Raw genomic sequence first — 24,939 nt, 5'->3', positions numbered from 1 at the left:
GCCGCACCTACGGCGGCACCAGATTGTAGTCACTTCACTACTTCAATAACTGTGAAAGATCCTTCGCACCCCAGTGAGGGAAATGCTTACGAACTAACGCGTTAAGCTCAACTTCAAAGGCAGAAAAATCGCCAGCTTTTTGCTCAATCTGACTCAAGCTCTCACGCACTAACCCCGCCCCCACCGTGACGTTAGTGAGACGATCAATCACCACAAAGCCACCGGTATCTTGGCACTCGGTATAGCTATCTAAAGCTACAGATTCGGTTAGGCTCCACTCACACAAACCAATCCCGTTAAGTGGCAACTCAGCAGCACTGTGAGTCGAAAGATTGTTGATATCGTACTGATGGCGAATCGCTTCAACGCGCCCTACTGTTTTTTTGCCGGCAATCTTGATGTCGTATTCACGACCAGGTTGCAGCGGTTGTTCTGTCATCCACACCACATCAGCAAGTAAGTGGTTACTCGAAGTCACCTCAGCTTGGTTAAGCACCAAGAGATCACCACGACTGATATCAATCTCATCTGCCAAGGTTAGCGTCACTGCTTGACCAGCATGTGCAGTTTCTAGGTCACCATCAAACGTCACAATGCGTGCAACTTTAGAGCTCTTACCCGATGGCAGAGCCGTCACTTGATCACCCACACTCACGCTGCCGGAAGCAATCGTGCCAGCAAAACCGCGAAAATCGAGGTTCGGACGGTTAACGTATTGGATTGGGAAGCGGAATTCACCGACTTCTTTTTCTTGATCGACATCGATGCTTTCAAGAATATCCAGTAGTGGTTTACCTTCAAACCAACTCATTTTCGGACTAGCTTCCACCACGTTGTCGCCTTCTAATGCCGATAGCGGGATGATTTGAATATCAATTTCACCATGAAGGTTTTTCGAAAACTCTAGGTATTCATCGCGGATCTGCTCAAAGCGATCTTGTGAATAATCCACCAGATCCATTTTGTTGACTGCCACCACAAAGTGCTTCAGTCCCAACAGATTAGAAATAAACGAATGGCGACGGGTTTGATCCAGCACACCTTTACGCGCATCAATCAAGATCACCGCGACATCACAAGTCGATGCTCCGGTTGCCATGTTACGCGTGTATTGCTCATGCCCTGGCGTATCCGCAATGATGAATTTACGCTTCTGCGTCGAAAAATAACGGTACGCGACATCAATAGTGATGCCTTGCTCGCGTTCAGCCTGCAAACCATCAACTAACAGCGCTAAATCCGGGCGCTCACCCGTGGTACCCACTCGTTGGCTGTCTGAGTGCACCGCGGCCAATTGATCTTCATAAATTTGTTTTGAATCATGGAGTAAGCGACCGATCAAAGTACTCTTGCCATCGTCCACTGAGCCACACGTTAGGAATCTAAGTAGTGACTTGTACTGGTGTTGTTTTAGGTATCCCTCGATCCCTAACTCAGCTAATTGAGCTTCTACTGCACTGTTCATGTTGTTTCCTTAGATCCTTTTTAGAAGTAACCCTGACGCTTTTTCAATTCCATCGATCCAGACTGATCGTGGTCGATCGCGCGACCTTGACGCTCACTGGACGTTGCAACCAGCATCTCTTCGATAATGCCGGTTAGCGTATTGGCTTCTGACTCAATCGCGCCTGTCAGTGGGTAGCAACCTAGTGTGCGGAAGCGAACACTCTTCTCTTCAATCACTTCGCCTGGTTGTAATTCCATGCGGTCATCATCAACCATGATCAGCATGCCATCACGCTCAACAACTGGGCGTTTATCGGCTAGGTAAAGCGGAACAATTTCGATGTTTTCTAGGTAGATGTACTGCCAGATATCCAACTCAGTCCAATTCGACAGTGGGAAAACGCGAATGCTTTCGCCTTTGTTGATCTGACCGTTGTAGGTTTTCCACAACTCAGGGCGCTGATTCTTCGGATCCCAAGTGTGGTTCTTATCGCGGAATGAATAGACACGCTCTTTCGCGCGTGATTTTTCTTCGTCACGACGCGCACCACCAAAGGCAGCATCAAAGCCATATTTGTTCAGCGCTTGCTTCAAACCCTGAGTTTTCATAATGTCAGTATGTTTCGATGAGCCGTGCACAAACGGGCTACAGCCCATTGCGAGACCTTCTGGGTTCTTATGTACCAAAAGCTCAAAGCCATACTTTTCCGCTGTTTTATCGCGGAACTCGATCATCTGTTTAAATTTCCAATCGGTATCAACATGCAGTAGCGGGAAAGGAATTTTGCCTGGGTAAAATGCTTTCCTTGCTAAGTGCAACATTACCGATGAGTCTTTCCCGATGGAATACATCATTACCGGGTTATCAAACTCTGCCGCGACTTCACGAATAATGTGAATACTCTCGGCTTCTAACTGTTTAAGGTGAGTTAAACGTTCTTGGTCCATGTTGGTGCTTCCTTTGCAGCTCTTACGAGCGTTTCGGCTAGTCTTTAATCTTTATGCGTAATGACGTTGCGTTACTTTGTTGTTTAAAGTGGCGTTCTCTTCTTGATTGAACCACTGTAATTTCTCAGCCAGCGCGACCACCTCACCTACCACGATAAGCGATGGTGACTCAGCGTCTTGCGCTAACGTTGCCAGCTCAGAGAGCTCGCCTTTAAATACTTTTTGGCAGCTTTGTGTACCGCGCTCGATGATGGCGATAGGTGTTGAAGCTTTGCGCCCATGGCTAACCAATTGCTGCTGGATATAGTCTGACTTCATCAGACCCATATAAATCACTAGGGTTTGATTACCGCGAGCGAGCGTCGCCCAATCCATATCATCGCTTTCCGCTTTCAAATGACCGGTAATAAACATCGCGGTTTGCGCATAATCTCGGTGAGTCAGTGGAATACCAGCATAAGCAGTTGCGCCGGCGGCAGCGGTAATACCTGGAATCACCTGAAAACGCACGCCAGCCTCAGCTAACACTTCAAGCTCTTCACCACCGCGCCCAAAGACAAATGGATCGCCGCCTTTAATGCGTACTACCTTGTGACCTTGTTTGGCAAAATCGACTAATAGTTGATTGGTTTTCTCTTGAGGAACACTGTGGTGCCCAGCACGTTTTCCCACGCAGACTAAAATAGTGCTGTCTGGTATGAGGGCTAAGATGTCATCCGAAACCAAGTAGTCGTAAAGCACAACATCGGCTTGTTGAATAAAGCTCAAGGCTTTAATCGTCAGCAGCTCAGCGTCGCCAGGACCGGCGCCTACCAAAGCCACTTCACCAGCGTGTAGCTGACTCACGGTTTTAAAGCTTGGGCGATGACTATTATTTTGTGTGGTGCGTAAGTGGTTCAGTGGAAACTGAGACACTTTATCCTTGCTCGCCATAATGCATTCCTTCCATGTGAATGATTGCATTATGACCTTCTCGATATATTACCTGAAATTCTAAAATTTCATTTTTTATACCAATAACTGATAAGGCAGGAAAAAACGCGCCTTTTAAACTGCAATCAACAGCGTGCTGTTGCACAGATACTCAGCAATTCTGCGAATACGGTGACAGAACAGCATTTAGTAACCGCGCAACTTCACAATTTGACATGCGTCGAAATTATTGTTGCAGAGGAATTTGTTACATTACGCAACGTTAAAACTAACGCTATCGGAGCTAAACAACATGAAAGTGGCAGTGAAACCCCTAACCCTCGCTGTACTCGGCGGCATGCTAACTATGGCAGGCCCTGCAATGGCTGATACGATCAAACTGCGTATCATCGAAACCACAGACATCCACACTAACGTGATGGATTACGACTACTACAAAGACAGTCCGTCACAAAAGATTGGTTTAACTCGCACCGCTACTCTTGTTAAACAAGCTCGCGCTGAAGTTGAAAACAGCGTGTTAGTTGATAATGGTGACTTGATCCAAGGTAGCCCAATGGGTGACTACATGGCGGATAAAGGCATTGAAGTTGGTGAAGTACACCCTGTGTACAAAGCAATGAACCAGCTAGATTACGATGTGGGTAACATTGGTAACCATGAGTTCAACTACGGTCTAGAGTTCCTAGCTGAAACTCTCAACGATGCTGAATTCCCATACATCAGTGCGAACGTGTTCGACCAAAAAACTGGTGAACACTACTTCAAGCCATACATTATCAAAACACACACTTTCAAAGATGCTGATGGCGCTGAACAGCAAATCAAAGTGGGTTACATCGGTTTTGTACCTCCACAAATCATGGTTTGGGATAAGAAGAACCTAGAAGGTAAAGTCTTCGCTAAAGACATCAAAGAAACGGCTGAAGAGCTGGTGCCTAAGATGAAAGCGGAAGGCGCTGACGTTATCGTTGCGATCCCACACTCTGGCGTATCAATGGATCCACATAAAGTGGGCGCAGAAAACTCAACTTACTACCTATCAGAAGTTGAAGGTATCGATGCTATCGCCTTTGGTCACTCACACGCAGTGTTCCCAGGTAAAGGCTTTGATAACCTACCTGGCGTAGACAACAAGAACGGTACTATCAATGGCGTTGCCGCGGTTATGCCAGGTCGCTGGGGTGACCACGTTGGTGTTATCGACCTAGTACTAGAGCAAAAAGATGGTAAGTGGCAAGTAACTTCAGGTAAAACTGAAGCTCGTCCTATCTTCGACAAAGTAAACAAGAAAGCGCTAGTTGAAGCAGATCAAGGCATCGTAAAAGCACTAGAAGCTGACCATAAAGGTACGCGTGAGTTTGTTAACCAGCCAATCGGTCAATCAAACGATGTGATGTACAGCTTCTTAGCACTTGTACAAGATGACCCAACCGTACAGATCGTTAACCTAGCGCAAAAAGACTACGTTGAGCGCTTTATTCAAGGTGACCCAGACCTAGCAGATATCCCTGTACTATCTGCTGCAGCACCGTTTAAAGCGGGCGGTCGTAAAGATGACCCATCTGGCTTTACTGAAGTGGAATCAGGTCAGCTAACTTTCCGTAACGCGGCAGACCTTTACCTATACCCGAACACACTTGTTGCGCTTAAAATGACAGGTAACGAAGTGAAAGAGTGGCTTGAGTGTGCCGTTGGTCAATTTAACCAAATCGACGTTAACAGCACTGCGCCACAGTCACTGATTAACTGGGATGGTTTCCGTACTTACAACTTTGACGTTATTGATGGCGTAAACTATCAAGTTGATGTGACTCAACCGGCGAAATACGACGGTGACTGTAAGCTAGTAAACCCTGACTCTACTCGTATCCAAAATCTGACTTACCAAGGTAAGCCAATCGATATGAAGCAAGAGTTTATCGTAGCAACCAACAACTACCGCGCATACAGCAACAAGTTCCCTGGTACTGGTAGCGACCACGTTGCTTTCGATTCTCCAGATGAAAACCGCTCAGTGGTAGCTTCTTATATCTCTCGCGTAAGCAAAGAGAAAGGTGAAGTCACACCAAGTGCAGACAACAACTGGACATTTGCACCAATTAAAGCAGACAAAGCACTGGATATTCGCTTTGAAACCTCACCAAGTGACAAAGCAGCGAAGTTCGTAAAAGAGAAAGGTCAGTACCCAATGAAGCAAGTGGCAACTGATGATATCGGCTTTGCGATTTACCAAATCGATCTGCAGAAATAATATCTTGCCCTGATCCTATACTTGGCTGAAGCGAGGTGAGTGTTTGCTAACTTCTAATTACCAAGGTATAGGTGTTAATATCAAGCCGCTATAGCGATATAGCGGCTTTTTTGTATATGGAGAAAATAATGCAGGCTAAGTTTCGTCACCATCTCATTGAGCAGGGCTTTTCTGACGATGAGGTTAATGAACTCAACTCACTTGCCAAGCCGCTCGAGTTACCCACCCGCCATATTCTGATTGAGCAAGGTGCGCTGGCAGACAGTTTCTATTTTGTCCTCAATGGATTGTGTCACGCCAGTTACTTAACCGAACAAGGCAAAGAATTCAGTAAAGAGTTTTACTGGGAGCTCGATTGGATTATCGGTTTTGAAAGCCTAATTAAGCAGCGACCGTCCGCGTTTCTACTTGAAACTTTAACGCCGTGTGAGTTGATGTGCTTGCCGATTGAGACTCTTAAACAATGGCGGAACGATAACCATCCTATCTACCTCAAGCTGGTCGAAACTCAGTTGATGTATAAAGAGAATAAAGAACGCTTTATGCTGCTCTACAGTGCCGAGCAGCGCTACCAACTGTTCTGCGAAAACTTTGCCGATTTGGAACAAAGGTTGAGTGACTACCAAATTGCAGCTTACCTTGGCATCACCCCCGTCAGCTTAAGCCGAATTAAAAACCGCTAATTTAGAAATCGGTTGATTTCAAAATCATCGTGATGAATAACAATTGTTAATGCCATAGAAAGAGAAACTTGCTAATTTACTCTGCAGTCAATTTCTTCATTCTTGCATCACTATGATTACTTGGAAATTAATCCCCTTTACCCAGCTAAGCAATATTGAGCTTTACCAACTAATAAAGCTGCGTGTCGATGTCTTCGTTGTCGAGCAAAACTGCCCTTATCCTGAGCTGGATGGCAAAGATACTCTCGCTGATGTCTATCACTTACTCGGCTATCAAGGTGATGAACTGGTCGCGTGTTCTCGTCTATTACCCAAAGGCACCAGTTATCCATCGGTGAGTATTGGTCGTGTCGCCACCTTAGCCAGTGCGCGGGGAAGTGGTTTAGGTCATCAACTGCTCAAACAAGCCGTCAATGAATGTGAACGCTTGTGGCCAACAGAGCCGATTGAAATTGGTGCCCAGCAACATCTGACCGCTTTCTATCAGCAACACGGCTTTAAGCAGACGTCTGAAATGTACTTAGAAGATGGCATTCCCCACGTGGATATGCTGCGTGAGTGTAACTAGTGCATTGGTCTGCGGTGAGCTTAGCCGTGTTGCTGTTGGTGATCGGTAATCTCGCCGCATCACTTTCCGACGTTGCAGTAAAACTGCTCAATGGTGAGATTAGCTCATTTCAATATGTGTTTATGCGGCAGTTACTGTCTGTCTTTATCATCTTACCGTTTTGGTTGCGGCAGTCTGCCCGAGAGCGCGCACTCACCGCACCAACGTTAATCGGCATTCGCGCCCTGCTAATCATGCTGGGTAGCGGTTGCATGATGATAGCAATCACTCACTTACCGCTAGCAACTGCCAACGCTGTGTTCTACGCTGCGCCACTTATCATGCTGCCGCTTTCAGTATGGCTGCTTAAGGAAATCCCACCATTGGCAAAAGTGATCGCAACGGCTATTGGTTTTGCTGGCGTACTCATGGTACTGCGCCCATCTCAATTTCATTGGGCAGCTTGGTTTGCGTTAGGAACGGCCACCACGCTAGCAGTATTTAATATTTTGGCGCGCAAACTTCCAGCCGAACAACCTGTTGTGACGACGCTGTTTTGGACATCGGTCATGACCGTCCCATTATCCGCAATACTTGCCGCTTTATATTGGCAGCCTATCAGCTCTGAGCAAATCATGCTGGTTGCAATAAGTGCAGCGTTGATCTTGAGCTATAACGGGCTTGCGGTGATTGCCTACAAAAAAGCACCCGCAGGGCAAATTGCGCTCGCCGAGTATTCGGGCTTAGTGTTTGTGGTGATCATTGGCGCATGGGGGTTTGATGAGATCCCAGATCAACTAACCGCTCTGGGGATATTGATGATAATTTTGCCGTTACTGCCGTATAAAGAGCTATTTCGGCGACGTAAAAGCAAAGCGCCAAATGAGCTAGTCTAGTGCTCACTTGGCTAGTGATTATTTTTGCTGAGCAAAACCGCCATCAGAGACGCGGAAGAACATTACTGACTTGTTGGCTTTCTCAAGCTGTAGCATATCCAGTGTACCATCGGCATTGGTCTTAAATCTGACCAATTGACCGGCTTTGATGTGACTTAGCGGCTTATCACTACTTTCGATTTTGACTAAGGCATTCAAGTCTGCCATCGGTAGACTGTTCGCACGAAATACCTGTGCAAGCGTATCACCCGATTTAACCGTGTATTCTTTCCACTGATCAGACTGCAACGGCTTCACTTGCGGCTCGCCTTGCTCACTGAGGCTTTGCGTATTGACCGCAACAGATACGCGCTGCGACTCGACCATAGGCTGTTGTTGCTGCTCGCTCTGCGGGAACGGAATAACGATTAATAGCAACACCACAGGAATTAACACCATCAAAGCGCGTTGATGCAATTTAGGCAATTGTTGCCAGCGACCAAGTAGCTGCTGTTTAAGGTTAGCCCAATCGATGGCTTGTAGCTTATCCTTGGCTAATTGAATGTAATCGACTTGTTGGGGCTTTTTCTTACGGCGATTCATTACAATCCGTCTCCAAAATTCTCTGGCTTTAAGTATAAAAACCTAGCGTCTCCGAGTATAGAAAATTCCTGCTGTGAAAGTAATGCTGCTGTCAAATCTGCAGCTTTATGCCCAAAAGTCAGACTTAACTCTCATTCTGCGCTACCACTATGCAGAGCCAAGACAGTAATAAGTGCCGCTCTTCTATCACAAACAGAGTGATAGGTCTCTTACTCCTGCATATTGAAACATCTTCGCTGTCGTCGCGGCGTTTCATCCGCCAGCCTTTACTGGTATCCTTAAACACTTTATACACCCATGAAAGAGAGACACCATGTCTGAAGTTAAATTTGAAACTGTAGAGCAAAAAGCTAGCTACGGTATTGGTCTACAAATGGGTCAGCAACTAGCAGGTGCTGGTCTTGAAGGTCTAAATGTTGATGCTATCGCAGCAGGTATCGCAACTGCTCTAACTGGCGACATGCCAGCTATCGAAATCGACGAAATCAACAACGCTCTTCAAGAAATGCAAATGCGTGCAGAAGCAGCTCGTCAAGAAGCAGCTAAAGCTGCTGCAGCTGACGGCGAAGCGTTCCTAAAAGACAACGCTCTACGTCCAGAAGTAAACGTTCTTGAGTCTGGCCTTCAGTACGAAATCATCACTGAAGGTACTGGTGAAATCCCAACTTCTGACAAACAAGTTCGTGTTCACTACCACGGTGAGCTAACTGACGGTACTGTATTTGACAGCTCTGTATCTCGCGGTCAACCAGCTGAGTTCCCAGTAACTGGCGTAATCAAAGGTTGGGTTGAAGCACTACAACTAATGCCTGTTGGTTCTAAGTGGAAACTATACATCCCTCAAGACCTAGCATACGGCGAGCGTGGTGCAGGTGCTGCAATCCCTCCATTCGCAGCGCTAGTATTCGAAGTAGAACTACTAGACATCCTATAAGTTAGGAAAACTTAGTTATTGAAAAAGCGACGCTCATGCGTCGCTTTTTTTTACTAAAATTAAGCATCAGCGATAACAAAAGGAAAACAACAATGAAAAAACGTTCAATCGCCGCTCTGATGCTTATGGTATTGACTAGCAGTGCATATGCCGGCTCATGGCTAGATTCGTTAGCCGACAAAGATACGCAAGACAGCGTAAGCAAATTGGTATCTGAACACAGTGAGATTGCCAATCATAGTCTTCCTCTAGCGGGCATGCTGAGCGATCAACTTTCTATCTCTCCAGAGCAAGCCGCAAGTGGTACTGGAGCGTTATTTGGCTTGGCTCAACAACAGCTTTCATCCGGTGATTTATCTGAGCTTGAATCTCTAATCCCTTGGTCTTCAAACCTTCCAGATGTGCAAGGCATGCTTGGCAATATTGAGAATATTGAATCAGTACAGAAGGTGTTTGAAAGTGTTGGTCTTGAACCATCAATGATCAATCAATTTGCGCCGGTGATTCTTGATTACTTAAAACAGAGTGGTGCAAGTGAAGGGCTACTCGGTTCGCTCAGCAACCTATGGAAGGCATAACCAGCTAACCAGAAAAGGAAAAGCGATAGAACTTGACCGCTCTATCGCTTTTATTTATTTAGCATACAAAAAAGCCGAGCTAATGCTCGGCTTTTTCGTTCTTTCGAACCTGATTACTCAGCAGCAGTTTCTTCAGCAGCTGGGCGATCTACAAGCTCAATGTAAGCCATTGGAGCTTTGTCACCAGCACGGAAGCCAGCTTTTAGGATACGAGTGTAACCGCCCTGACGAGCAGCAAAACGTGGACCTAGTTCGTTAAACAGTTTTGCAACTACTTCGTTATCACGAGTGCGTGCAAATGCAAGACGACGGTTAGCAACACTGTCAGTCTTAGCTAGTGTAATCAAAGGCTCAACTACGCGACGTAGCTCTTTTGCTTTAGGCAATGTAGTCTTGATAACTTCATGACGTACTAAAGAGCTAGCCATATTGCTGAACATCGCTTTACGATGTGAGCTGTTGCGGTTGAGTTGACGACCACTCTTACGATGGCGCATGACCTAATCCTTCTAACTAGTATCGATTAATCTTCAGCGATAGACGCTGGTGGCCAGTTTTCTAGGCGCATGCCCAGAGAAAGACCACGTGATGCAAGTACGTCTTTAATCTCAGTAAGAGATTTTTTACCAAGGTTTGGCGTTTTAAGTAGCTCAACCTCAGTACGCTGTACAAGATCACCGATGTAGTGAATCGCTTCTGCTTTCAGACAGTTAGCAGAGCGAACTGTTAGTTCAAGATCGTCTACAGGACGCAGTAGGATCGGATCGAATTCTGGCTTCTCTTCCTTCTCCTCAGGTACACGTACATCACGTAGATCTACGAACGCATCTAGTTGCTCAGCTAGGATAGTAGCTGCGCGACGGATTGCTTCCTCAGGATCAAGAGTACCGTTCGTTTCCATATCGATTACAAGCTTGTCTAGGTCTGTACGTTGCTCTACACGAGCCGCGTCAACAGAGTAAGCAATCTTGTCTACTGGACTGTATGTTGCATCAACCAGTAGGCGACCAATTGGACGCTCATCTTCTTCAGTATGGATACGAGCAGAAGCAGGAACATAACCGCGACCACGTTCAACTTTGATGCGCATTGCGATCTCAGCGTTGTCATCCGTTAGGTGACAAATTACGTGTTCTGGGTTAACGATCTCTACATCACCATCATGGGTGATGTCACCTGCAACCACAGGGCCCGAGCCTGATTTGTTAAGCGTAATAAACACTTCATCTTTGCCTTCAGCAACGCGTACAGCAAGACCTTTAAGGTTAAGTAGGATTTCAAGAATATCTTCTTGAACGCCTTCTTTCGTGCTGTATTCGTGTAGAACGCCTTCAATCTCTACTTCTGTTACAGCACAACCTGGCATAGAAGATAGTAGAATACGGCGAAGTGCATTACCCAGAGTATGGCCAAAACCACGCTCTAACGGCTCAAGAGTTACTTTTGCGTGTGTCGTGCTGATTTGTTCGATGTCAACAAGACGTGGCTTAAGAAATTCTGTTACAGAACCCTGCATTGTGTCCTCTCTTTAGTTTAAACCTTACTTAGAGTAAAGCTCGACGATCAATTGTTCGTTGATGTCAGCTGATAGATCAGAACGCTCAGGCATACGCTTGAATGTACCTTCCATCTTACCGCCATCTACTTCAATCCAAGTTGGTTTTTCGCGTTGTTCAGCAACTTCTAGAGCCGCTTTAATGCGAGACTGCTGTTTAGCTTTCTCACGAATAGATACAACGTCGTTAGCCGCTACTTTGAAAGAAGGAACGTTTACAACTTTACCGTTAACTAGGATAGCTTTGTGGCTAACTAGCTGACGAGATTCAGCGCGAGTTGCACCAAAGCCCATGCGGTAAACTACGTTATCAAGACGACCTTCAAGAAGTTGAAGCAGGTTTTCACCTGTGTTGCCTTTAAGGCGTGCAGCTTCTTTGTAGTAGTTACGGAATTGTTTTTCTAGAACGCCGTACATACGACGAACTTTTTGCTTCTCACGAAGCTGAACGCCATACTCAGATAGACGACCGCGACGAGCGCCGTGTACACCTGGTGCGTTATCAATTTTACACTTGGTATCGATCGCGCGAACACCAGACTTAAGGAATAAGTCAGTGCCTTCACGACGGCTAAGCTTCAGCTTAGGACCCAAATATCTTGCCATGATTCTTCTCCAATAGTCCTAGAAACGTTATACGCGACGTTTCTTAGGTGGACGACAACCGTTATGAGGGATTGGTGTAGCATCAACGATGTTTGTGATGCGGAAACCAGCTGCGTTCAGTGCGCGAACAGTAGATTCACGACCTGGACCAGGACCCTTAACCATAACTTCCAAGTTCTTAAGACCGTACTCTTTAGCCATTTCAGCACAACGCTCAGCAGCAACCTGTGCAGCGAACGGAGTAGACTTACGTGAACCACGGAAACCTGAACCACCTGCAGTAGCCCAAGCTAGAGCGTTGCCTTGACGGTCAGTAATGGTAACGATTGTGTTGTTGAAAGAAGCATGGATGTGCGCAACACCGTCTGCAACTTGTTTGCGAACGCGTTTACGCGCGCGAGTTGGTTGTTTAGCCATTGTACTCTACCTTCCCGATTATTTCTTGATCGGCTTACGCGGACCCTTACGGGTGCGAGCGTTGGTTTTAGTACGCTGTCCACGTAGTGGTAGACTGCGACGATGACGAAGACCACGGTAACAGCCAAGGTCCATAAGACGCTTGATGTTCATTGATACTTCACGACGTAGATCACCTTCTACAGTGTACTTAGCTACACCATCACGCAGTTGATCGATCTGTTCATCAGATAGTTCACTGATCTTAACATCTTCAGCAATACCCACTTCAGCTAGGATAGCTTTAGAGCGAGTCTTACCGATGCCGTAGATCGCAGTTAGTGCGATTACAGCGTGTTTTTGATCAGGAATGTTAATGCCTGCTATACGGGCCATTATTCACTCCATAGTGTTTCTTAAAAGAATTAGCCGCAGCAAAGCCCGTCTCGGATACGCTGCGGAGTACTACTTCTTTTGCACGCAAAAGGTAGGCCGAGGAATATACTCGACACTACCTTACATTTCAAGTAAAAATTTCTGCTGATTAGCCTTGGCGCTGTTTATGCTTTGGCTCACTGCAAATCACGCGAACGACACCGTTACGCTTGATAACTTTACAGTTACGGCAGATTTTTTTAACGGAAGCACGAACTTTCATTGCTAAACTCCGTAAATGAAATCTGACACTACCGCCGAATTAACGGCCATAGCCTTTCAGATTCGCTTTCTTCAACACAGAATCATACTGTTGAGACATCAGATGAGTCTGTACCTGTGCCATAAAGTCCATGATAACCACAACTACGATAAGTAGTGATGTGCCGCCGAAGTAGAAACGTACGTTCCACGCGACCATCATGAACTCTGGGATCAGACAGATAAAGGTAATGTACATCGCGCCCGCTAGGGTTAAGCGTGTCATCACTTTATCAATGTACTTGGCTGTCTGCTCGCCTGGGCGGATGCCGGGTACGAATGCACCAGACTTCTTCAAGTTATCTGCTGTTTCACGCGGGTTGAAAACCAACGCCGTGTAGAAGAAGCAGAAGAATATAATCGCTGCTGCATAAAGCATTACATACAGAGGTTGACCTGGGCTAAGAGCCAAAGACACGTCAGTTAACCAACCGAACGCGCTGCTCTCACCGTTCTGACCAAACCACTGAGCCAGTGTTCCTGGGAACAGGATAATGCTTGATGCGAAGATTGCTGGAATAACACCTGCCATATTAATTTTAAGTGGCAAGTGAGTGCTTTGCGCAGCAAATACTTTACGACCTTGTTGACGCTTCGCGTAGTTAACAACGATACGACGTTGACCACGCTCCATGAAAACAACAAAGTAGATTACTGCAAAAGCAAGTACACCAATCAACAGCAGAAGAAGTACATGCAATTCACCTTGACGCGCCTGCTCGATTGTTTGACCGATTGCCGAAGGCAATCCAGCAACAATACCTGCAAAAATCAGTAATGAAATACCATTACCAATTCCTCGCTCTGTAATTTGTTCACCTAACCACATTAGGAACATGGTACCGGTTACTAAACTTACGGTAGCAATTAGCGTAAACATGGTTTGGTTGATAACAACCAGATTATCGACCATGTTTGGTAAGCCAGTTGCAATACCAATAGCTTGGAATGTTGCAAGTACAAGCGTGCCGTAGCGTGTATATTGGCTGATCTTACGACGGCCTGCTTCACCCTCTTTCTTGAGTTCAGCTAACGCTGGATGAACTACAGTTAGCAGTTGGACAACAATCGAAGCCGAAATATACGGCATGATGCCCAACGCTAATATAGATGCACGCTCAAGAGCACCACCGGAGAACATGTTAAACATTTCAACGATGGTACCTTTTTGCTGTTCGAACAAATCGGCAAGTACAGCTGCGTCAATACCAGGGATTGGTACGAAAGAACCTGCACGGAATACTAAAAGTGCACCTAATACAAACAATAGGCGCGATTTTAACTCCGCCAATCCATTCTTCGCACTACTAAAATCTTGTCCTGGTTTTTTAGCCATCTGTACCTTTCCTTCGAAGATTATTCTTCTACTTTACCGCCTGCAGCTTCGATAGCAGCTTTAGCGCCTTTAGTCACACGTAGACCTTTAACAGTCACTGACTTGCTGATTTCACCAGAAAGAACAACTTTTACGAATTCGATGTTCTTAGTGATGATGTTAGCAGCTTTCAGGCTGTTTAGATCTACTACGTCACCTTCAACTTTCGCTAGCTCAGCTAGACGAACTTCAGCAGACACTAGGCTCTTACGAGAAGTGAAACCGAATTTAGGTAGACGTTGTTTCAGAGGCATTTGACCGCCTTCAAAACCTGGACGAACTTTACCGCCAGAACGTGACTTTTGACCTTTATGGCCACGGCCACCAGTTTTACCTAGGCCAGAACCAATACCGCGACCTACACGCTTAGGAGCGTGCTTAGAGCCAGCAGCTGGTGCAAGAGTATTCAAACGCATTCTGATTACTCCTCAACTTTAACCATGTAGTAAACCTTGTTGATCATGCCGCGCACGCACGGAGTATCTTCAAGTTCTACTGTGTGGTTGATTTTACGAAGACCTAGACCACGCAAAGTAGCTTTGTGCTTTGGTAGGCGGCCAATTGAGCTTTTAGTTTGAGTTACTTTAATAGTTGCCATGGTGTTCTTACTCCGAAATAGATTCAACAGTTAGACCACGTTTAGCAGCAACCATTTCTGGTGACTTAACGCTACCTAGTGCATCGATCGTAGCACGAACGATGTTGATAGGGTTCGTAGAACCGTATGCTTTAGATAGTACGTTATGTACGCCAGCAACTTCTAGTACTGCACGCATCGCACCACCTGCGATAACACCAGTACCTTCTGCAGCAGGCTGCATGTAAACTTTAGAGCCCGAGTGGCGACCTTTCACTGGGTGGTGAAGAGTGCCTTCGTTTAGCGCAACAGTAATCATGTTACGACGCGCTTTTTCCATTGCTTTTTGGATCGCTGCAGGTACTTCACGAGCTTTGCCGTAACCGAAACCTACACGACCGTTACCGTCACCAACTACAGTTAGTGCAGTAAAGCTCATGATTCGACCACCTTTAACCGTTTTAGAAACGCGGTTAACTGCGATTAGCTTTTCTTGCAAATCATTCGCTTGAACTTGTTGTTCTTTAGCCATCTTCCAACCCTACCTTAGAATTTCAGACCAGCTTCGCGAGCAGATTCTGCTAGCGCCGCTACTCGACCGTGGTATTGGAAACCAGAACGATCGAATGCAACTGCAGATACGCCTTTTTCAAGAGCGCGCTCAGCAACAGCTTTACCTACTGCTTTAGCTGCATCGATGTTACCAGTGTATTTCACTTGCTCACGGATCGCTTTTTCTACAGTAGATGCTGCAGCGATAACTTCAGAGCCGTTAGCCGCAATCACCTGTGCGTACACGTGACGAGGAGTACGGTGTACTACTAGGCGAGTTGCACCCAGTTCTGCAATCTTACGACGTGCACGTGTAGCACGACGGATGCGAGATGCTTTCTTATCCATAGTGTTACCTTACTTCTTCTTAGCTTCTTTAGTACGCACATTTTCATCTGCGTAACGAACACCTTTACCTTTGTAAGGCTCAGGTTGACGGTAAGAACGAATGTCAGCCGCAACTTGACCAACTACTTGCTTGTCGCAACCAGTTAGTACGATTTCAGTTTGGCTTGGACACTCAGCTGTTACGCCCGCTGGCAACTCGTGCTCAACAGGGTGTGAGAAGCCTAGTGTTAGACCTACAGCGTTGCCTTTGATAGCAGCACGGTAACCAACACCTTTAAGAACTAGCTTCTTCGTAAAGCCTTCAGTCACACCGATAACCATGTTGTTAACTAGAGCGCGAGCAGTACCTGCTTGAGCCCATGCGTTTACAACACCTTCTTTAGGACCGAATGTAAGGTTGTTTTCTTCCTGAGCGATCACTACTGCGTCGTTAAGTACGCGAGATAGCTCGCCCTTAGCGCCTTTGATAGTGATTTCTTGGCCGTTTAGTTTCACCTCTACGCCAGCTGGAATAGCGACAGGTGCTTTAGCAACACGAGACATTTTCTACTCCTATTACGCTACGTAAGCGATGATTTCACCACCAAGACCTGCTTTACGTGCAGCGCGGTCTGACATAAGACCCTTGGAAGTTGAAACGATAGCAACACCTAGGCCACCCATTACAGAAGGAAGTTGATCTTTCTTCTTGTAAACACGTAGACCTGGACGAGAAACACGCTTAAGTTGCTCGATTACTGGTTTAGCTTGGAAGTACTTAAGAGTAACTTCTAGCTCAGGTTTTGCTTCGCCTTCAACAGCGAAGTCAACGATGTAACCTTCAGCTTTCAGTAGTGCAGCAATTGCAACTTTAAGCTTTGAAGAAGGCATTTTAACAGCAACTTTGTTTGCTGCCTGACCGTTACGAACGCGGGTCAGCATATCCGAAATCGGATCTTGCATGCTCATATGATTTACTCCAAATGATTAAGTGGCAATTACCAGCTAGCCTTACGAAGTCCAGGAATCTCGCCTTTCATGCAAGCTTCGCGAACTTTGATACGGCTTAGACCGAACTTACGTAGGTAACCGTGTGGGCGACCAGTTTGGTTGCAACGGTTGCGCTGACGTGATGCACTTGAATCGCGTGGAAGAGCTTGCAGTTTAAGTACTGCGTTCCAACGATCTTCTTCAGATGCGTTTACATCGCTAATGATAGCTTTAAGCGCTGCACGCTTTTCAGCGAACTTAGCTACTAGCTTCGCACGTTTTGCTTCACGTGCTTTCATCGAATTTTTAGCCATAACAGTAACCCTTCACCTTACTTACGGAATGGGAAGTTAAAGGCAGCCAGCAGAGCACGGCCTTCCTCATCGGAACCAGCAGACGTCGTGATAGTGATATCAAGACCGCGGACACGATCAACTTTATCAAAGTCGATTTCCGGGAAGATGATTTGCTCGCGAACGCCCATGCTGTAGTTACCGCGTCCGTCAAAAGACTTAGCGCTAACACCACGGAAGTCACGTACACGTGGAAGAGCGATGTTAATTAGACGCTCAAGAAAATCCCACATACGTTCGCCACGCAAGGTTACTTTACAACCGATTGGGTAGCCTTCACGGATTTTGAAACCAGCAACAGATTTACGAGCTTTAGTGATAAGTGGCTTTTGACCAGAGATCGTTGCCATATCAGCAGCTGCGTTTTCTAGCAGTTTCTTATCGTTGATTGCTTCACCCACACCCATGTTAAGGGTGATCTTTTCGATTCTAGGGACTTGCATGACGCTTGAGTAGCTGAACTCTTTGGTCAGTTCAGCAACTACAGACGACTTGTAGTAATCATGCAGTTTCGCCATAGTAGAACTCCAAATTACTTTCTATTAGTTAGAAACAGTTTCGCCGTTAGACTTAAAGAAACGAACTTTCTTACCGTCTTCGATGCGGAAACCGATGCGGTCTGCTTTACCAGTAGCTGCGTTGAAGATCGCAACGTTAGAAACATCAATAGCTGCTTCTTGCTCTACGATACCGCCTTGGATACCTAGTGCTGGAACAGGTTTTTGGTGTTTCTTAACTAGATTGATACCTTCTACGATAACTTTACCAGTTGTCAGAACCTTAGTTACTTTACCTTTCTTGCCTTGGTCTTTACCAGCAAGAACGATTACTTCGTCATTACGACGGATTTTAGCTGCCATCTCTTAGCGCTCCTTACAGAACTTCTGGAGCCAGTGAAACGATCTTCATGAACTTATCGCCACGAAGCTCACGTGTCACAGGGCCAAAGATACGTGTACCGATTGGTTGCTCAGTATTGTCGTTAAGCAATACGCAAGCATTACGGTCGAAGCGAATGACAGAACCGTCTGGACGACGAACGCCTTTGCGAGTGCGCACAACAACCGCCTTCAGAACGTCACCTTTTTTAACTTTACCGCGAGGAATTGCTTCCTTCACAGTAACTTTGATAACGTCACCGATGTGTGCATAACGGCGGTGTGAGCCACCCAGGACCTTAATACACATTACCTTGCGCGCGCCTGAGTTATCAGCTGCGTCAAGTGTACTTTGCATTTGGATCATTGTTAGTGCTCCGCTAAATATTAATAACTAGACCCATCACGGGTCGGGCTGCCTCTTTAAAAGGGACGCGAATTGTACCACCCTTTTTTGTGATTGGGTAGTCAAAAAATAAACGGCCCCAAAATAAATTTGGAGCCGTTTAATTTCATAGAATTAGCTTAAGATTAACCTTTAGCTTTTTCTAGAACTTTTACCAAAGTCCAAGACTTAGTCTTAGAAAGTGGACGGCACTCTGCGATTTCAACTGTGTCGCCTAGGCCACACTCGTTGTTCTCGTCATGTGCGTGAACTTTAGTCGTACGTTTTACGAATTTACCGTAAATTGGGTGTTTCACGAAACGTTCGATAGCAACTACGATAGACTTGTCCATCTTGTCGCTAACTACACGACCTTGTTGAGTACGTTTTACTTCGCTCATTATGCGCCTGCCTTCTCAGTCAAAACAGTTTTCACACGTGCGATATCACGGCGTACAGCTTTCAGAGTATGAGTCTGCTGAAGTTGACCAGTAGCAGCCTGCATGCGCAGGTTGAACTGTTCACGTAGCAAATTCAATAGCTCAGCGTTAAGCTCTTCAACGCTCTTTTCGCGTAGATCTTGTGCTTTCATCACATCACCTGCTTAGTTACAAATGTAGTCTTGAATGGCAGTTTACGTGCCGCTAGGCGGAACGCTTCACGAGCCAATTCTTCAGGTACACCACCCATTTCGTACATAACCTTACCAGGTTGGATTTGGGCTACCCAGTACTCAACGTTACCTTTACCCTTACCTTGACGAACTTCAAGTGGTTTTTCTGTGATTGGTTTGTCTGGGAACACACGGATCCAGATTTTACCTTGACGCTTAACGTGACGTGTCATTGCACGACGTGCCGCTTCGATTTGACGAGCAGTTAGACGACCACGGCCAACAGCTTTAAGACCGAATTCGCCGAAGCTTACATCAGTACCTTTAGCTAGACCACGGTTACGACCTGTCTGAACCTTACGGAACTTAGTACGTTTAGGTTGTAGCATCTGTCGACTCCTTACTTACGGCCTTTGCGCTGCTTCTTAGGCTTGTCAGCCTTAGGCTCTACAGCGTTAGCTGCTGGCATACCGCCTAGGATCTCACCTTTGAAGATCCAAGTCTTAATGCCGATCACACCGTATTGAGTGTGAGCCGAAGAAGTTGCGTAATCAATGTCAGCACGTAGAGTGTGTAGAGGTACACGACCTTCACGGTACCACTCAGAACGTGCGATTTCAGCGCCGCCTAGACGACCGCTTACTTCCACTTTGATGCCTTTAGCGCCTAGACGCATTGCATTTTGTACCGCGCGCTTCATAGCACGACGGAACATAACGCGACGCTCTAGTTGAGACGCGATGCTGTCACCAACAAGTTGCGCATCTAGTTCAGGCTTACGTACTTCAGCGATGTTAATTTGCGCTGGTACACCTGCGATTTTAGCTACAGCTGCGCGTAGCTTCTCTACGTCTTCACCTTTCTTACCGATTACAACGCCTGGACGAGCAGTGTGAATAGTCACACGGATGCTCTTAGCAGGACGCTCGATAACGATGCGTGATAGTGACGCTTTTGCTAGTTCCTTAGTTAGGAACTGACGTACCTTGAAGTCGCCGTCTAGGTTGTCAGCGAAATCTTTGGTATTAGCAAACCATGTAGCATTCCAAGGCTTAACGATGCCAAGACGAATACCATTTGGATGTACTTTTTGACCCATTGCTTACTCTCCTAGTCTCTTAGCGATCTGCTACAACAACAGTGATGTGGCTTGAACGCTTCAAGATACGATCCGCACGACCTTTAGCACGAGGCATAATACGCTTCATTACTGGGCCTTCATCTACGAAGATTTTAGCGACATTTAGATCGTCGATATCTGCACCTTCGTTGTGCTCCGCGTTCGCGATAGCTGATTCAAGAACTTTCTTGATTAGTTCAGCAGCTTTTTTGTTGCTGAAAGTCAAGATTTCTAGTGCTTGGTCAACGTTTTTACCACGAATTTGATCTGCAACTAAGCGAGCTTTCTGAGGCGAAATGCGAGCAAAGTTATGTTTAGCAATAGCTTCCATTATTTACTCCTTAACGCTTCTTAGCTTTCTTATCCGCAGCGTGACCGCGGTAAGTACGAGTTGGTGCGAATTCACCCAGTTTGTGACCGATCATTTCTTCAGTTACAAATACTGGTACGTGCTGACGACCATTATGGACAGCGATGGTCAAACCGATCATCGTAGGGATGATCATTGAGCGACGGGACCAAGTCTTAAGTGGCTTTTTGTCTCCGCTTTCCACCGCTTTCTCTACCTTCTTCAGCAAGTGTAGGTCAATAAATGGACCTTTCTTGAGAGAACGTGGCATGGCGATTCCTCTTTATATAGATTACTTGTTACGACGACGTACGATGTACTTGTCAGTGCGTTTGTTCTTACGAGTCTTGAAGCCTTTAGTTGGCATACCCCAAGGTGATACTGGGTGACGACCGCCTGATGTACGACCTTCACCACCACCGTGTGGGTGGTCAACCGGGTTCATTACCACACCGCGAACGGTTGGACGAACACCACGCCAGCGCTTAGCACCAGCTTTGCCTAATTCACGTAGCATGTGCTCAGAGTTGCCTACTTCACCGATCGTTGCACGGCCTTCAGACAATACTTTGCGCATTTCGCCAGAACGTAGACGGATAGTTACGTATGCACCGTCGCGAGCAACGATTTGAGCATATGCACCAGCCGAACGAGCTAGCTGACCACCTTTACCAGGTTTAAGTTCAACGTTGTGTACAGTTGAACCTACTGGGATGTTACGCATTGGAAGCGTGTTACCAGCTTTGATTGGTGCATCAACACCAGACTGGATAGCATCACCAGCTTTTAGACCTTTAGGTGCTAGGATGTAACGACGCTCACCGTCTGCGTACAGAACTAGAGCGATATTCGCGCTACGGTTTGGATCGTATTCTAGACGCTCAACTTTCGCTGGGATACCGTCTTTAGTACGTTTAAAGTCAACTAGACGGTAGTGTTGCTTGTGACCACCACCGATGTGACGTACTGTAATACGACCGTTGTTGTTACGACCACCGTTCTTAGAGTTTTTCTCTAGAAGAGGTGCGTAAGGCTTACCCTTGTGTAGGTCAGCGTTAACAACTTTAACTACGTGACGACGACCAGCCGAAGTCGGCTTACATTTAACAATAGCCATTTCTCAACTACTCCTGTTATTCCGCGCCGCCAACGAAGTCAAGATCTTGACCTTCTTTCAAAGTAACGTACGCTTTCTTCACGTCTGAACGACGGCCTTGGCGTAGACCTTGACGTTTGGTCTTACCCTTAGTGATAAGAGTATTTACAGACTTAACTTCAACTTCAAATAGCTTTTCTACAGCTGCTTTGATCTCTTTCTTAGTTGCATCTTTAGCTACTTTGAAAACGATAGTGTTCGCTTTCTCTGCAGCCATAGTTGCTTTCTCAGAGATGTGCGGTGCACGTAGAACTTTTAGGATACGCTCTTCAGTGATCATGCTAGCATCTCCTCAACTTGCTTAACTGCATCAGCAGTCATTAGAACCTTGTCGAATGCGATTAGAGAAACTGGATCGATACCAGCTGCATCACGTGCATCAACTTTGTATAGGTTACGAGCAGCTAAGAATAGGTTCTCGTCTACTTCGCCAGTTACGATTAGTACATCGTTTAGCTCAAGCTCTTTAAGCTTAGCAACTAGCTCTTTAGTTTTTGGCGCTTCTACAGAGAAGTTATCAACAACGATTAGACGCTCTTGACGAACTAGCTCAGAAAGAATGCTCTTCATAGCACCACGGTACATTTTCTTGTTAACTTTTTGGCTGTGATCTTGTGGTTTCGCAGCAAAAGTAACACCACCTGTACGCCAGATTGGGCTACGGATTGTACCAGCACGTGCACGGCCAGTACCTTTTTGACGCCATGGCTTAGCGCCACCGCCAGAAACTTCTGAACGTGTTTTTTGAGCGCGTGTACCTTGACGAGCACCTGCTGCAAACGCAACAACTACTTGGTGTACAAGAGCTTCGTTAAACTCACGTCCGAAAGTAGTTTCAGAAACAGTCAGTGCATCAGCACCTTTAACCATAAGTTCCATTACTTACTCCTGAGACGTTATGCTTTAATAGCTGGTTTAACGATCACGTTACCGCCAGTTGCGCCTGGGACTGCACCTTTAATAAGAAGCAGATTGCGCTCAGCGTCAACACGTACGATCTCTAGGTTTTGAGTCGTTACACGCTCAGCACCCATGTGACCTGCCATTTTCTTGCCTTTAAACACGCGACCTGGAGTTTGACATTGGCCAATTGAACCAGGAGCACGGTGAGACAATGAGTTACCGTGAGTCATATCTTGAGAGCGGAAGTTCCAACGCTTGATAGCGCCTTGGAAGCCTTTACCCTTAGATGTACCAGTAACGTCTACTTTCTTAGTTTCGTTGAATAGTTCAACAGTTAGTTCAGCACCAACTTCGAACGATTCACCGTTTTCCAAACGGAATTCCCAAAGACCACGACCAGCTTCAACACCTGCTTTAGCAAAGTGACCAGCTTCTGGTTTAGTAACGCGGTTAGCTTTCTTAGTACCAGCAGTAACTTGGATTGCTGCGTAGCCGTCAGTCTCAAGAGATTTAACTTGAGTTACACGGTTCGCTTCAACCTCAACAACAGTTACAGGGATAGAAACGCCTTCTTCAGTAAATACGCGGGTCATGCCCACTTTACGACCGATTAGACCAATCATTCTTCTAATCTCCCTTAACCTAGGCTAATTTGTACGTCAACGCCCGCAGCAAGGTCTAGACGCATCAGAGCATCAACAGTTTTGTCTGTTGGCTCAACGATGTCGATTAGACGTTTGTGAGTACGGATTTCGTACTGATCACGAGCATCTTTGTTAACGTGTGGAGAGATAAGAACTGTGAAACGCTCTTTACGAGTAGGTAGTGGGATTGGACCACGAACCTGTGCGCCAGTGCGCTTAGCCGTTTCAACGATTTCCGCTGTAGAAGCGTCGATTAGTTTGTAATCGAAAGCTTTTAGGCGGATACGGATACGTTGGTTCTGCATGAGACAGAGCTCCAATTATTAAAAATTACACAAACAATATCGCCACTCAAACTCGTCAAGACGAGAGAATGCCGATTGATTTATGTGAAACCGTAGCATCCAAGATTAGGACGCATTGTCAGTTAATTTTCGATTAACTACCCCTACATACCAGAGTCACCTCTGGGGATAGTTTTTCCGAAGAAAAGATAGCTAATTGTATTAACCGCGAACATAAGCTGAGTCTACATTACCTGACTTAAAGTCAGCTCCTCGCTGCTCATTGGTTCACAACTGGCTTAACCAGTGCGCTGCATTATACAGATCACAGTTTGATGTGCAAGGGTTGGGTGAAAAATAATCTTCAAAGATTGGAGAGATGAGAGCGCCCTGCTTGGCATGGCTTTGAGATGCGGGAACGTGAAGCTTTTCGCTTCACTACGGAATGGTCAACGCGAAGCTTATGCTCCGCTACGGAACGCTGCGCTCGCAAACACACGAGCCCAAATACAACATCGAATAAAAAAGGATGTGAAGCTATACAGCGTTCACATCCCTTCTCGGTAGCTAATCTCCATCGAGATTAACGTTCCGTGATCCGTAAGCAACGCTCTTTAAGCGTTGCGCTCACTTTTACAAGCTACGCTGACGCACGGCTTCAAACAAACAGATACCTGAAGCTACTGATACGTTAAGACTTGAAACCGTACCTGCCATTGGGATCTTGATTAGGTCATCACAGGTTTCGCGCGTTAAGCGACGCATGCCGTCACCTTCAGCGCCCATTACGATTGCCAGTTTACCGGTCAGTTTTGCTTGGTAAATGTCGTGCGTCGCTTCACCTGCCGTACCTACAAACCAAACGCCCTGCTCTTGCAGTGCACGCATCGTGCGTGCAAGGTTAGTAACACGGATTAGCGGTATAATTTCAGCCGCACCACAAGCAACTTTACTCACTGTTGCCGTCATTGGTGCTGAGCGATCTTTCGGTACGATAACTGCCGCAACACCTGCTGCATCTGCGTTACGCAGGCAAGCACCTAGGTTATGCGGATCTGTCACACCATCCAACACCAACAACAGTGGCTGTTCATGCTGAGCTAGAATGTCATCAAGGTCGTTCTCGTTAAGCTGTTTAGCCGGCTTAACTCGAGCGATGATACCTTGGTGGTTTGCGCCTTGCGCTTTGTCATCTAGCGTTTTACGCACCATCTGTTGAATCGACACACCACAACGTTGCAGTTCATTCAGAATTGGCAATAGACGGTCGTCTTGACGACCTTTTAATACGAACGCTTCAATGAAACGCTCAGGTTCACGCTCTAGTACTGCTTTGACTGCGTGAATACCGTAAAGAAATTCGTTACTCATTATCTAAA

General features: G+C 46.2%; 38 protein-coding genes and 1 pseudogene. 6 read left to right on the top strand and 33 right to left on the bottom strand.

The window, feature by feature from the left end; genetic code table 11:
* Positions 1 to 37 precede the first annotated feature (37 nt).
* From cysN to cobA, 3 genes and pseudogenes are all read right to left on the bottom strand, one after another.
* Positions 38 to 1,465 (bottom strand): sulfate adenylyltransferase subunit CysN, encoded by a 1,428-nt coding sequence (gene cysN, locus DPF93_RS17465; protein ID WP_114767362.1) that lies wholly within the window; start codon positions 1,463 to 1,465, stop codon positions 38 to 40.
* A 20-nt stretch (positions 1,466 to 1,485) separates the two neighbouring features.
* Positions 1,486 to 2,406: pseudogene (gene cysD, locus DPF93_RS17460) on the bottom strand (sulfate adenylyltransferase subunit CysD); the annotation flags it as partial.
* A gap of 39 nt (positions 2,407 to 2,445) precedes the next feature.
* A complete protein-coding gene (gene cobA / locus DPF93_RS17455; protein WP_114767361.1) occupies positions 2,446 to 3,327 on the bottom strand; it encodes a uroporphyrinogen-III C-methyltransferase in 882 nt (293 codons plus the stop codon).
* A gap of 292 nt (positions 3,328 to 3,619) precedes the next feature.
* Between cobA and cpdB the strand changes: the two genes are divergently transcribed.
* The 4 genes from cpdB (at position 3,620) to DPF93_RS17435 (ending at position 7,707) form a co-directional block, all read left to right on the top strand.
* A complete protein-coding gene (gene cpdB / locus DPF93_RS17450; protein ID WP_114767360.1) occupies positions 3,620 to 5,581 on the top strand; it encodes a 2',3'-cyclic-nucleotide 2'-phosphodiesterase in 1,962 nt (653 codons plus the stop codon).
* Positions 5,582 to 5,709: 128 nt separating this feature from the next.
* Entirely contained in the window at positions 5,710 to 6,264 is a 555-nt protein-coding gene (locus DPF93_RS17445; RefSeq protein ID WP_114767359.1) for a Crp/Fnr family transcriptional regulator, read from the top strand.
* A gap of 112 nt (positions 6,265 to 6,376) precedes the next feature.
* The gene (locus DPF93_RS17440) at positions 6,377 to 6,832 is read left to right on the top strand and encodes a GNAT family N-acetyltransferase (RefSeq protein ID WP_114767358.1); all 456 of its coding nucleotides are present in this window, start codon (positions 6,377 to 6,379) and stop codon (positions 6,830 to 6,832) included.
* Entirely contained in the window at positions 6,832 to 7,707 is an 876-nt protein-coding gene (locus DPF93_RS17435; protein ID WP_114767357.1) for a DMT family transporter, read from the top strand. Before DPF93_RS17440 ends, DPF93_RS17435 begins: the two co-directional genes overlap by 1 nt.
* Before the next feature lie 18 nt (positions 7,708 to 7,725).
* Here the strand turns inward: DPF93_RS17435 and DPF93_RS17430 are convergent, their stop codons facing one another.
* The gene (locus DPF93_RS17430) at positions 7,726 to 8,289 is read right to left on the bottom strand and encodes an OapA family protein (RefSeq protein ID WP_114767356.1); all 564 of its coding nucleotides are present in this window, start codon (positions 8,287 to 8,289) and stop codon (positions 7,726 to 7,728) included.
* Between the two features lie 313 nt (positions 8,290 to 8,602).
* On the opposite strand from DPF93_RS17430, the gene bamJ reads away from it, so the two are divergent.
* Both bamJ and DPF93_RS17420 read left to right on the top strand, forming a co-directional pair.
* Positions 8,603 to 9,223 (top strand): BamJ family beta-barrel-assembly machinery protein, encoded by a 621-nt coding sequence (gene bamJ / locus DPF93_RS17425; RefSeq protein ID WP_075651896.1) that lies wholly within the window; start codon positions 8,603 to 8,605, stop codon positions 9,221 to 9,223.
* 92 nt (positions 9,224 to 9,315) lie between these two features.
* A complete protein-coding gene (locus tag DPF93_RS17420) occupies positions 9,316 to 9,801 on the top strand; it encodes a DUF2780 domain-containing protein (protein ID WP_114767355.1) in 486 nt (161 codons plus the stop codon).
* Between the two features lie 113 nt (positions 9,802 to 9,914).
* Here DPF93_RS17420 and rplQ read toward each other — a convergent pair whose 3' ends face one another.
* The 29 genes from rplQ to rlmB all read right to left on the bottom strand — a co-directional run bounded on the left by rplQ (position 9,915) and on the right by rlmB (position 24,931).
* On the bottom strand, positions 9,915 to 10,298 hold the full coding sequence (gene rplQ, locus DPF93_RS17415; protein WP_039430775.1) for a 50S ribosomal protein L17: 384 nt from the start codon (positions 10,296 to 10,298) through the stop codon (positions 9,915 to 9,917).
* 26 nt (positions 10,299 to 10,324) lie between these two features.
* A complete protein-coding gene (locus tag DPF93_RS17410) occupies positions 10,325 to 11,317 on the bottom strand; it encodes a DNA-directed RNA polymerase subunit alpha (protein WP_075651020.1) in 993 nt (330 codons plus the stop codon).
* Between the two features lie 24 nt (positions 11,318 to 11,341).
* Positions 11,342 to 11,962: a 30S ribosomal protein S4 gene (rpsD, locus tag DPF93_RS17405; RefSeq protein WP_021708922.1), complete on the bottom strand. Its 621-nt coding sequence runs from the start codon at positions 11,960 to 11,962 to the stop codon at positions 11,342 to 11,344.
* Between the two features lie 27 nt (positions 11,963 to 11,989).
* Complete coding sequence (gene rpsK, locus DPF93_RS17400) at positions 11,990 to 12,379, bottom strand: 30S ribosomal protein S11 (RefSeq protein WP_001118870.1); 390 nt, start codon at positions 12,377 to 12,379, stop codon at positions 11,990 to 11,992.
* Positions 12,380 to 12,397: 18 nt separating this feature from the next.
* The gene (rpsM, locus tag DPF93_RS17395) at positions 12,398 to 12,754 is read right to left on the bottom strand and encodes a 30S ribosomal protein S13 (protein ID WP_075651022.1); all 357 of its coding nucleotides are present in this window, start codon (positions 12,752 to 12,754) and stop codon (positions 12,398 to 12,400) included.
* A gap of 148 nt (positions 12,755 to 12,902) precedes the next feature.
* Positions 12,903 to 13,016, bottom strand: a complete 114-nt coding sequence (rpmJ, locus tag DPF93_RS17390; RefSeq protein ID WP_000868186.1) for a 50S ribosomal protein L36 — start codon at positions 13,014 to 13,016, stop codon at positions 12,903 to 12,905.
* Positions 13,017 to 13,055: 39 nt separating this feature from the next.
* Positions 13,056 to 14,390 (bottom strand): preprotein translocase subunit SecY, encoded by a 1,335-nt coding sequence (secY, locus tag DPF93_RS17385; protein ID WP_075651024.1) that lies wholly within the window; start codon positions 14,388 to 14,390, stop codon positions 13,056 to 13,058.
* A 20-nt stretch (positions 14,391 to 14,410) separates the two neighbouring features.
* Complete coding sequence (gene rplO, locus DPF93_RS17380; RefSeq protein WP_114767354.1) at positions 14,411 to 14,845, bottom strand: 50S ribosomal protein L15; 435 nt, start codon at positions 14,843 to 14,845, stop codon at positions 14,411 to 14,413.
* 5 nt (positions 14,846 to 14,850) lie between these two features.
* A complete protein-coding gene (gene rpmD, locus DPF93_RS17375) occupies positions 14,851 to 15,027 on the bottom strand; it encodes a 50S ribosomal protein L30 (protein ID WP_000201159.1) in 177 nt (58 codons plus the stop codon).
* Between the two features lie 7 nt (positions 15,028 to 15,034).
* Positions 15,035 to 15,538 (bottom strand): 30S ribosomal protein S5, encoded by a 504-nt coding sequence (rpsE, locus tag DPF93_RS17370; protein ID WP_075711292.1) that lies wholly within the window; start codon positions 15,536 to 15,538, stop codon positions 15,035 to 15,037.
* A gap of 14 nt (positions 15,539 to 15,552) precedes the next feature.
* The gene (gene rplR / locus DPF93_RS17365; RefSeq protein ID WP_075651030.1) at positions 15,553 to 15,906 is read right to left on the bottom strand and encodes a 50S ribosomal protein L18; all 354 of its coding nucleotides are present in this window, start codon (positions 15,904 to 15,906) and stop codon (positions 15,553 to 15,555) included.
* A 9-nt stretch (positions 15,907 to 15,915) separates the two neighbouring features.
* Positions 15,916 to 16,449 carry a 50S ribosomal protein L6 gene (rplF, locus tag DPF93_RS17360; protein WP_075711290.1) on the bottom strand — a complete coding sequence of 178 codons (534 nt, stop codon included), beginning with the start codon at positions 16,447 to 16,449 and terminating at the stop codon, positions 15,916 to 15,918.
* Positions 16,450 to 16,461: 12 nt separating this feature from the next.
* On the bottom strand, positions 16,462 to 16,854 hold the full coding sequence (rpsH, locus tag DPF93_RS17355; RefSeq protein WP_114767353.1) for a 30S ribosomal protein S8: 393 nt from the start codon (positions 16,852 to 16,854) through the stop codon (positions 16,462 to 16,464).
* A gap of 29 nt (positions 16,855 to 16,883) precedes the next feature.
* Positions 16,884 to 17,189, bottom strand: a complete 306-nt coding sequence (rpsN, locus tag DPF93_RS17350; RefSeq protein WP_075651036.1) for a 30S ribosomal protein S14 — start codon at positions 17,187 to 17,189, stop codon at positions 16,884 to 16,886.
* Positions 17,190 to 17,206: 17 nt separating this feature from the next.
* The gene (gene rplE, locus DPF93_RS17345) at positions 17,207 to 17,746 is read right to left on the bottom strand and encodes a 50S ribosomal protein L5 (RefSeq protein WP_075651038.1); all 540 of its coding nucleotides are present in this window, start codon (positions 17,744 to 17,746) and stop codon (positions 17,207 to 17,209) included.
* Positions 17,747 to 17,770: 24 nt separating this feature from the next.
* On the bottom strand, positions 17,771 to 18,088 hold the full coding sequence (rplX, locus tag DPF93_RS17340; protein WP_075651040.1) for a 50S ribosomal protein L24: 318 nt from the start codon (positions 18,086 to 18,088) through the stop codon (positions 17,771 to 17,773).
* 13 nt (positions 18,089 to 18,101) lie between these two features.
* The gene (gene rplN / locus DPF93_RS17335) at positions 18,102 to 18,473 is read right to left on the bottom strand and encodes a 50S ribosomal protein L14 (protein ID WP_004745883.1); all 372 of its coding nucleotides are present in this window, start codon (positions 18,471 to 18,473) and stop codon (positions 18,102 to 18,104) included.
* Between the two features lie 164 nt (positions 18,474 to 18,637).
* Entirely contained in the window at positions 18,638 to 18,892 is a 255-nt protein-coding gene (rpsQ, locus tag DPF93_RS17330) for a 30S ribosomal protein S17 (RefSeq protein ID WP_075651042.1), read from the bottom strand.
* Positions 18,892 to 19,083 (bottom strand): 50S ribosomal protein L29, encoded by a 192-nt coding sequence (rpmC, locus tag DPF93_RS17325; protein ID WP_004410456.1) that lies wholly within the window; start codon positions 19,081 to 19,083, stop codon positions 18,892 to 18,894. The genes rpsQ and rpmC overlap by 1 nt, the downstream gene beginning before the upstream one ends.
* On the bottom strand, positions 19,083 to 19,493 hold the full coding sequence (gene rplP, locus DPF93_RS17320) for a 50S ribosomal protein L16 (protein WP_005379577.1): 411 nt from the start codon (positions 19,491 to 19,493) through the stop codon (positions 19,083 to 19,085). The genes rpmC and rplP overlap by 1 nt, the downstream gene beginning before the upstream one ends.
* A gap of 11 nt (positions 19,494 to 19,504) precedes the next feature.
* On the bottom strand, positions 19,505 to 20,203 hold the full coding sequence (gene rpsC, locus DPF93_RS17315; protein WP_075651044.1) for a 30S ribosomal protein S3: 699 nt from the start codon (positions 20,201 to 20,203) through the stop codon (positions 19,505 to 19,507).
* A 19-nt stretch (positions 20,204 to 20,222) separates the two neighbouring features.
* Positions 20,223 to 20,555 (bottom strand): 50S ribosomal protein L22, encoded by a 333-nt coding sequence (gene rplV, locus DPF93_RS17310; protein WP_114767352.1) that lies wholly within the window; start codon positions 20,553 to 20,555, stop codon positions 20,223 to 20,225.
* A gap of 10 nt (positions 20,556 to 20,565) precedes the next feature.
* Entirely contained in the window at positions 20,566 to 20,844 is a 279-nt protein-coding gene (gene rpsS / locus DPF93_RS17305) for a 30S ribosomal protein S19 (protein ID WP_011078827.1), read from the bottom strand.
* Between the two features lie 21 nt (positions 20,845 to 20,865).
* A complete protein-coding gene (gene rplB, locus DPF93_RS17300) occupies positions 20,866 to 21,690 on the bottom strand; it encodes a 50S ribosomal protein L2 (protein WP_114767351.1) in 825 nt (274 codons plus the stop codon).
* Positions 21,691 to 21,706: 16 nt separating this feature from the next.
* Positions 21,707 to 22,009 (bottom strand): 50S ribosomal protein L23, encoded by a 303-nt coding sequence (gene rplW / locus DPF93_RS17295; RefSeq protein WP_004398471.1) that lies wholly within the window; start codon positions 22,007 to 22,009, stop codon positions 21,707 to 21,709.
* Positions 22,006 to 22,608 (bottom strand): 50S ribosomal protein L4, encoded by a 603-nt coding sequence (gene rplD, locus DPF93_RS17290; RefSeq protein WP_075651050.1) that lies wholly within the window; start codon positions 22,606 to 22,608, stop codon positions 22,006 to 22,008. The genes rplW and rplD overlap by 4 nt, the downstream gene beginning before the upstream one ends.
* 17 nt (positions 22,609 to 22,625) lie before the next feature.
* On the bottom strand, positions 22,626 to 23,255 hold the full coding sequence (gene rplC, locus DPF93_RS17285; protein ID WP_114767350.1) for a 50S ribosomal protein L3: 630 nt from the start codon (positions 23,253 to 23,255) through the stop codon (positions 22,626 to 22,628).
* 14 nt (positions 23,256 to 23,269) lie between these two features.
* Positions 23,270 to 23,581 carry a 30S ribosomal protein S10 gene (gene rpsJ / locus DPF93_RS17280; RefSeq protein ID WP_001181007.1) on the bottom strand — a complete coding sequence of 104 codons (312 nt, stop codon included), beginning with the start codon at positions 23,579 to 23,581 and terminating at the stop codon, positions 23,270 to 23,272.
* Between the two features lie 612 nt (positions 23,582 to 24,193).
* The gene (gene rlmB, locus DPF93_RS17275) at positions 24,194 to 24,931 is read right to left on the bottom strand and encodes a 23S rRNA (guanosine(2251)-2'-O)-methyltransferase RlmB (protein ID WP_114767349.1); all 738 of its coding nucleotides are present in this window, start codon (positions 24,929 to 24,931) and stop codon (positions 24,194 to 24,196) included.
* Positions 24,932 to 24,939 lie beyond the last annotated feature (8 nt).

Source organism: Vibrio rhodolitus, from assembly GCF_003350325.1.
Classification (GTDB): domain Bacteria; phylum Pseudomonadota; class Gammaproteobacteria; order Enterobacterales; family Vibrionaceae; genus Vibrio; species Vibrio rhodolitus.
The sequence above is the reverse complement of the archived record's forward strand: the minus strand, read 5'-3'. Positions and strand labels throughout refer to the sequence as shown.

Bases quoted from the DNA above. Each gene is read 5' to 3' on its own strand.
- rplB (WP_114767351.1), bottom strand. From the start codon at position 21,690: ATGGCTATTGTTAAATGTAAGCCGACTTCGGCTGGTCGTCGTCACGTA.
- rpsC (WP_075651044.1), bottom strand. From the start codon at position 20,203: ATGGGTCAAAAAGTACATCCAAATGGTATTCGTCTTGGCATCGTTAAG.
- rplD (WP_075651050.1), bottom strand. From the start codon at position 22,608: ATGGAACTTATGGTTAAAGGTGCTGATGCACTGACTGTTTCTGAAACT.
- rpsN (WP_075651036.1), bottom strand. From the start codon at position 17,189: ATGGCTAAAAATTCGATGAAAGCACGTGAAGCAAAACGTGCGAAGCTA.
- cysN (WP_114767362.1), bottom strand. From the start codon at position 1,465: ATGAACAGTGCAGTAGAAGCTCAATTAGCTGAGTTAGGGATCGAGGGA.
- DPF93_RS17445 (WP_114767359.1), top strand. From the start codon at position 5,710: ATGCAGGCTAAGTTTCGTCACCATCTCATTGAGCAGGGCTTTTCTGAC.
- rpsE (WP_075711292.1), bottom strand. From the start codon at position 15,538: ATGGCTAAAGAACAACAAGTTCAAGCGAATGATTTGCAAGAAAAGCTA.
- rplP (WP_005379577.1), bottom strand. From the start codon at position 19,493: ATGCTACAACCTAAACGTACTAAGTTCCGTAAGGTTCAGACAGGTCGT.
- rpsQ (WP_075651042.1), bottom strand. From the start codon at position 18,892: ATGAGCGAAGTAAAACGTACTCAACAAGGTCGTGTAGTTAGCGACAAG.
- rplR (WP_075651030.1), bottom strand. From the start codon at position 15,906: ATGGATAAGAAAGCATCTCGCATCCGTCGTGCTACACGTGCACGTCGT.
- rpmC (WP_004410456.1), bottom strand. From the start codon at position 19,083: ATGAAAGCACAAGATCTACGCGAAAAGAGCGTTGAAGAGCTTAACGCT.
- bamJ (WP_075651896.1), top strand. From the start codon at position 8,603: ATGTCTGAAGTTAAATTTGAAACTGTAGAGCAAAAAGCTAGCTACGGT.
- rplF (WP_075711290.1), bottom strand. From the start codon at position 16,449: ATGTCTCGTGTTGCTAAAGCACCTGTCGCTATTCCAGCTGGCGTAGAG.
- rpmD (WP_000201159.1), bottom strand. From the start codon at position 15,027: ATGGCAACTATTAAAGTAACTCAAACTAAAAGCTCAATTGGCCGCCTA.
- secY (WP_075651024.1), bottom strand. From the start codon at position 14,390: ATGGCTAAAAAACCAGGACAAGATTTTAGTAGTGCGAAGAATGGATTG.
- cobA (WP_114767361.1), bottom strand. From the start codon at position 3,327: ATGGCGAGCAAGGATAAAGTGTCTCAGTTTCCACTGAACCACTTACGC.
- rpsS (WP_011078827.1), bottom strand. From the start codon at position 20,844: ATGCCACGTTCTCTCAAGAAAGGTCCATTTATTGACCTACACTTGCTG.
- rplV (WP_114767352.1), bottom strand. From the start codon at position 20,555: ATGGAAGCTATTGCTAAACATAACTTTGCTCGCATTTCGCCTCAGAAA.
- rpmJ (WP_000868186.1), bottom strand. From the start codon at position 13,016: ATGAAAGTTCGTGCTTCCGTTAAAAAAATCTGCCGTAACTGTAAAGTT.
- DPF93_RS17430 (WP_114767356.1), bottom strand. From the start codon at position 8,289: ATGAATCGCCGTAAGAAAAAGCCCCAACAAGTCGATTACATTCAATTA.
- DPF93_RS17410 (WP_075651020.1), bottom strand. From the start codon at position 11,317: ATGCAGGGTTCTGTAACAGAATTTCTTAAGCCACGTCTTGTTGACATC.
- DPF93_RS17420 (WP_114767355.1), top strand. From the start codon at position 9,316: ATGAAAAAACGTTCAATCGCCGCTCTGATGCTTATGGTATTGACTAGC.
- rpsH (WP_114767353.1), bottom strand. From the start codon at position 16,854: ATGAGCATGCAAGATCCGATTTCGGATATGCTGACCCGCGTTCGTAAC.
- rplW (WP_004398471.1), bottom strand. From the start codon at position 22,009: ATGATCACTGAAGAGCGTATCCTAAAAGTTCTACGTGCACCGCACATC.
- rplO (WP_114767354.1), bottom strand. From the start codon at position 14,845: ATGCGTTTGAATACTCTTGCACCAGCTGCTGGCTCTAAGCACGCTCCT.
- rlmB (WP_114767349.1), bottom strand. From the start codon at position 24,931: ATGAGTAACGAATTTCTTTACGGTATTCACGCAGTCAAAGCAGTACTA.
- DPF93_RS17440 (WP_114767358.1), top strand. From the start codon at position 6,377: ATGATTACTTGGAAATTAATCCCCTTTACCCAGCTAAGCAATATTGAG.
- rplQ (WP_039430775.1), bottom strand. From the start codon at position 10,298: ATGCGCCATCGTAAGAGTGGTCGTCAACTCAACCGCAACAGCTCACAT.
- rplC (WP_114767350.1), bottom strand. From the start codon at position 23,255: ATGATTGGTCTAATCGGTCGTAAAGTGGGCATGACCCGCGTATTTACT.
- rpsJ (WP_001181007.1), bottom strand. From the start codon at position 23,581: ATGCAGAACCAACGTATCCGTATCCGCCTAAAAGCTTTCGATTACAAA.
- rpsM (WP_075651022.1), bottom strand. From the start codon at position 12,754: ATGGCCCGTATAGCAGGCATTAACATTCCTGATCAAAAACACGCTGTA.
- rplN (WP_004745883.1), bottom strand. From the start codon at position 18,473: ATGATCCAAATGCAAAGTACACTTGACGCAGCTGATAACTCAGGCGCG.
- rpsK (WP_001118870.1), bottom strand. From the start codon at position 12,379: ATGGCTAAACAACCAACTCGCGCGCGTAAACGCGTTCGCAAACAAGTT.
- rplX (WP_075651040.1), bottom strand. From the start codon at position 18,088: ATGGCAGCTAAAATCCGTCGTAATGACGAAGTAATCGTTCTTGCTGGT.
- rpsD (WP_021708922.1), bottom strand. From the start codon at position 11,962: ATGGCAAGATATTTGGGTCCTAAGCTGAAGCTTAGCCGTCGTGAAGGC.
- rplE (WP_075651038.1), bottom strand. From the start codon at position 17,746: ATGGCGAAACTGCATGATTACTACAAGTCGTCTGTAGTTGCTGAACTG.
- cpdB (WP_114767360.1), top strand. From the start codon at position 3,620: ATGAAAGTGGCAGTGAAACCCCTAACCCTCGCTGTACTCGGCGGCATG.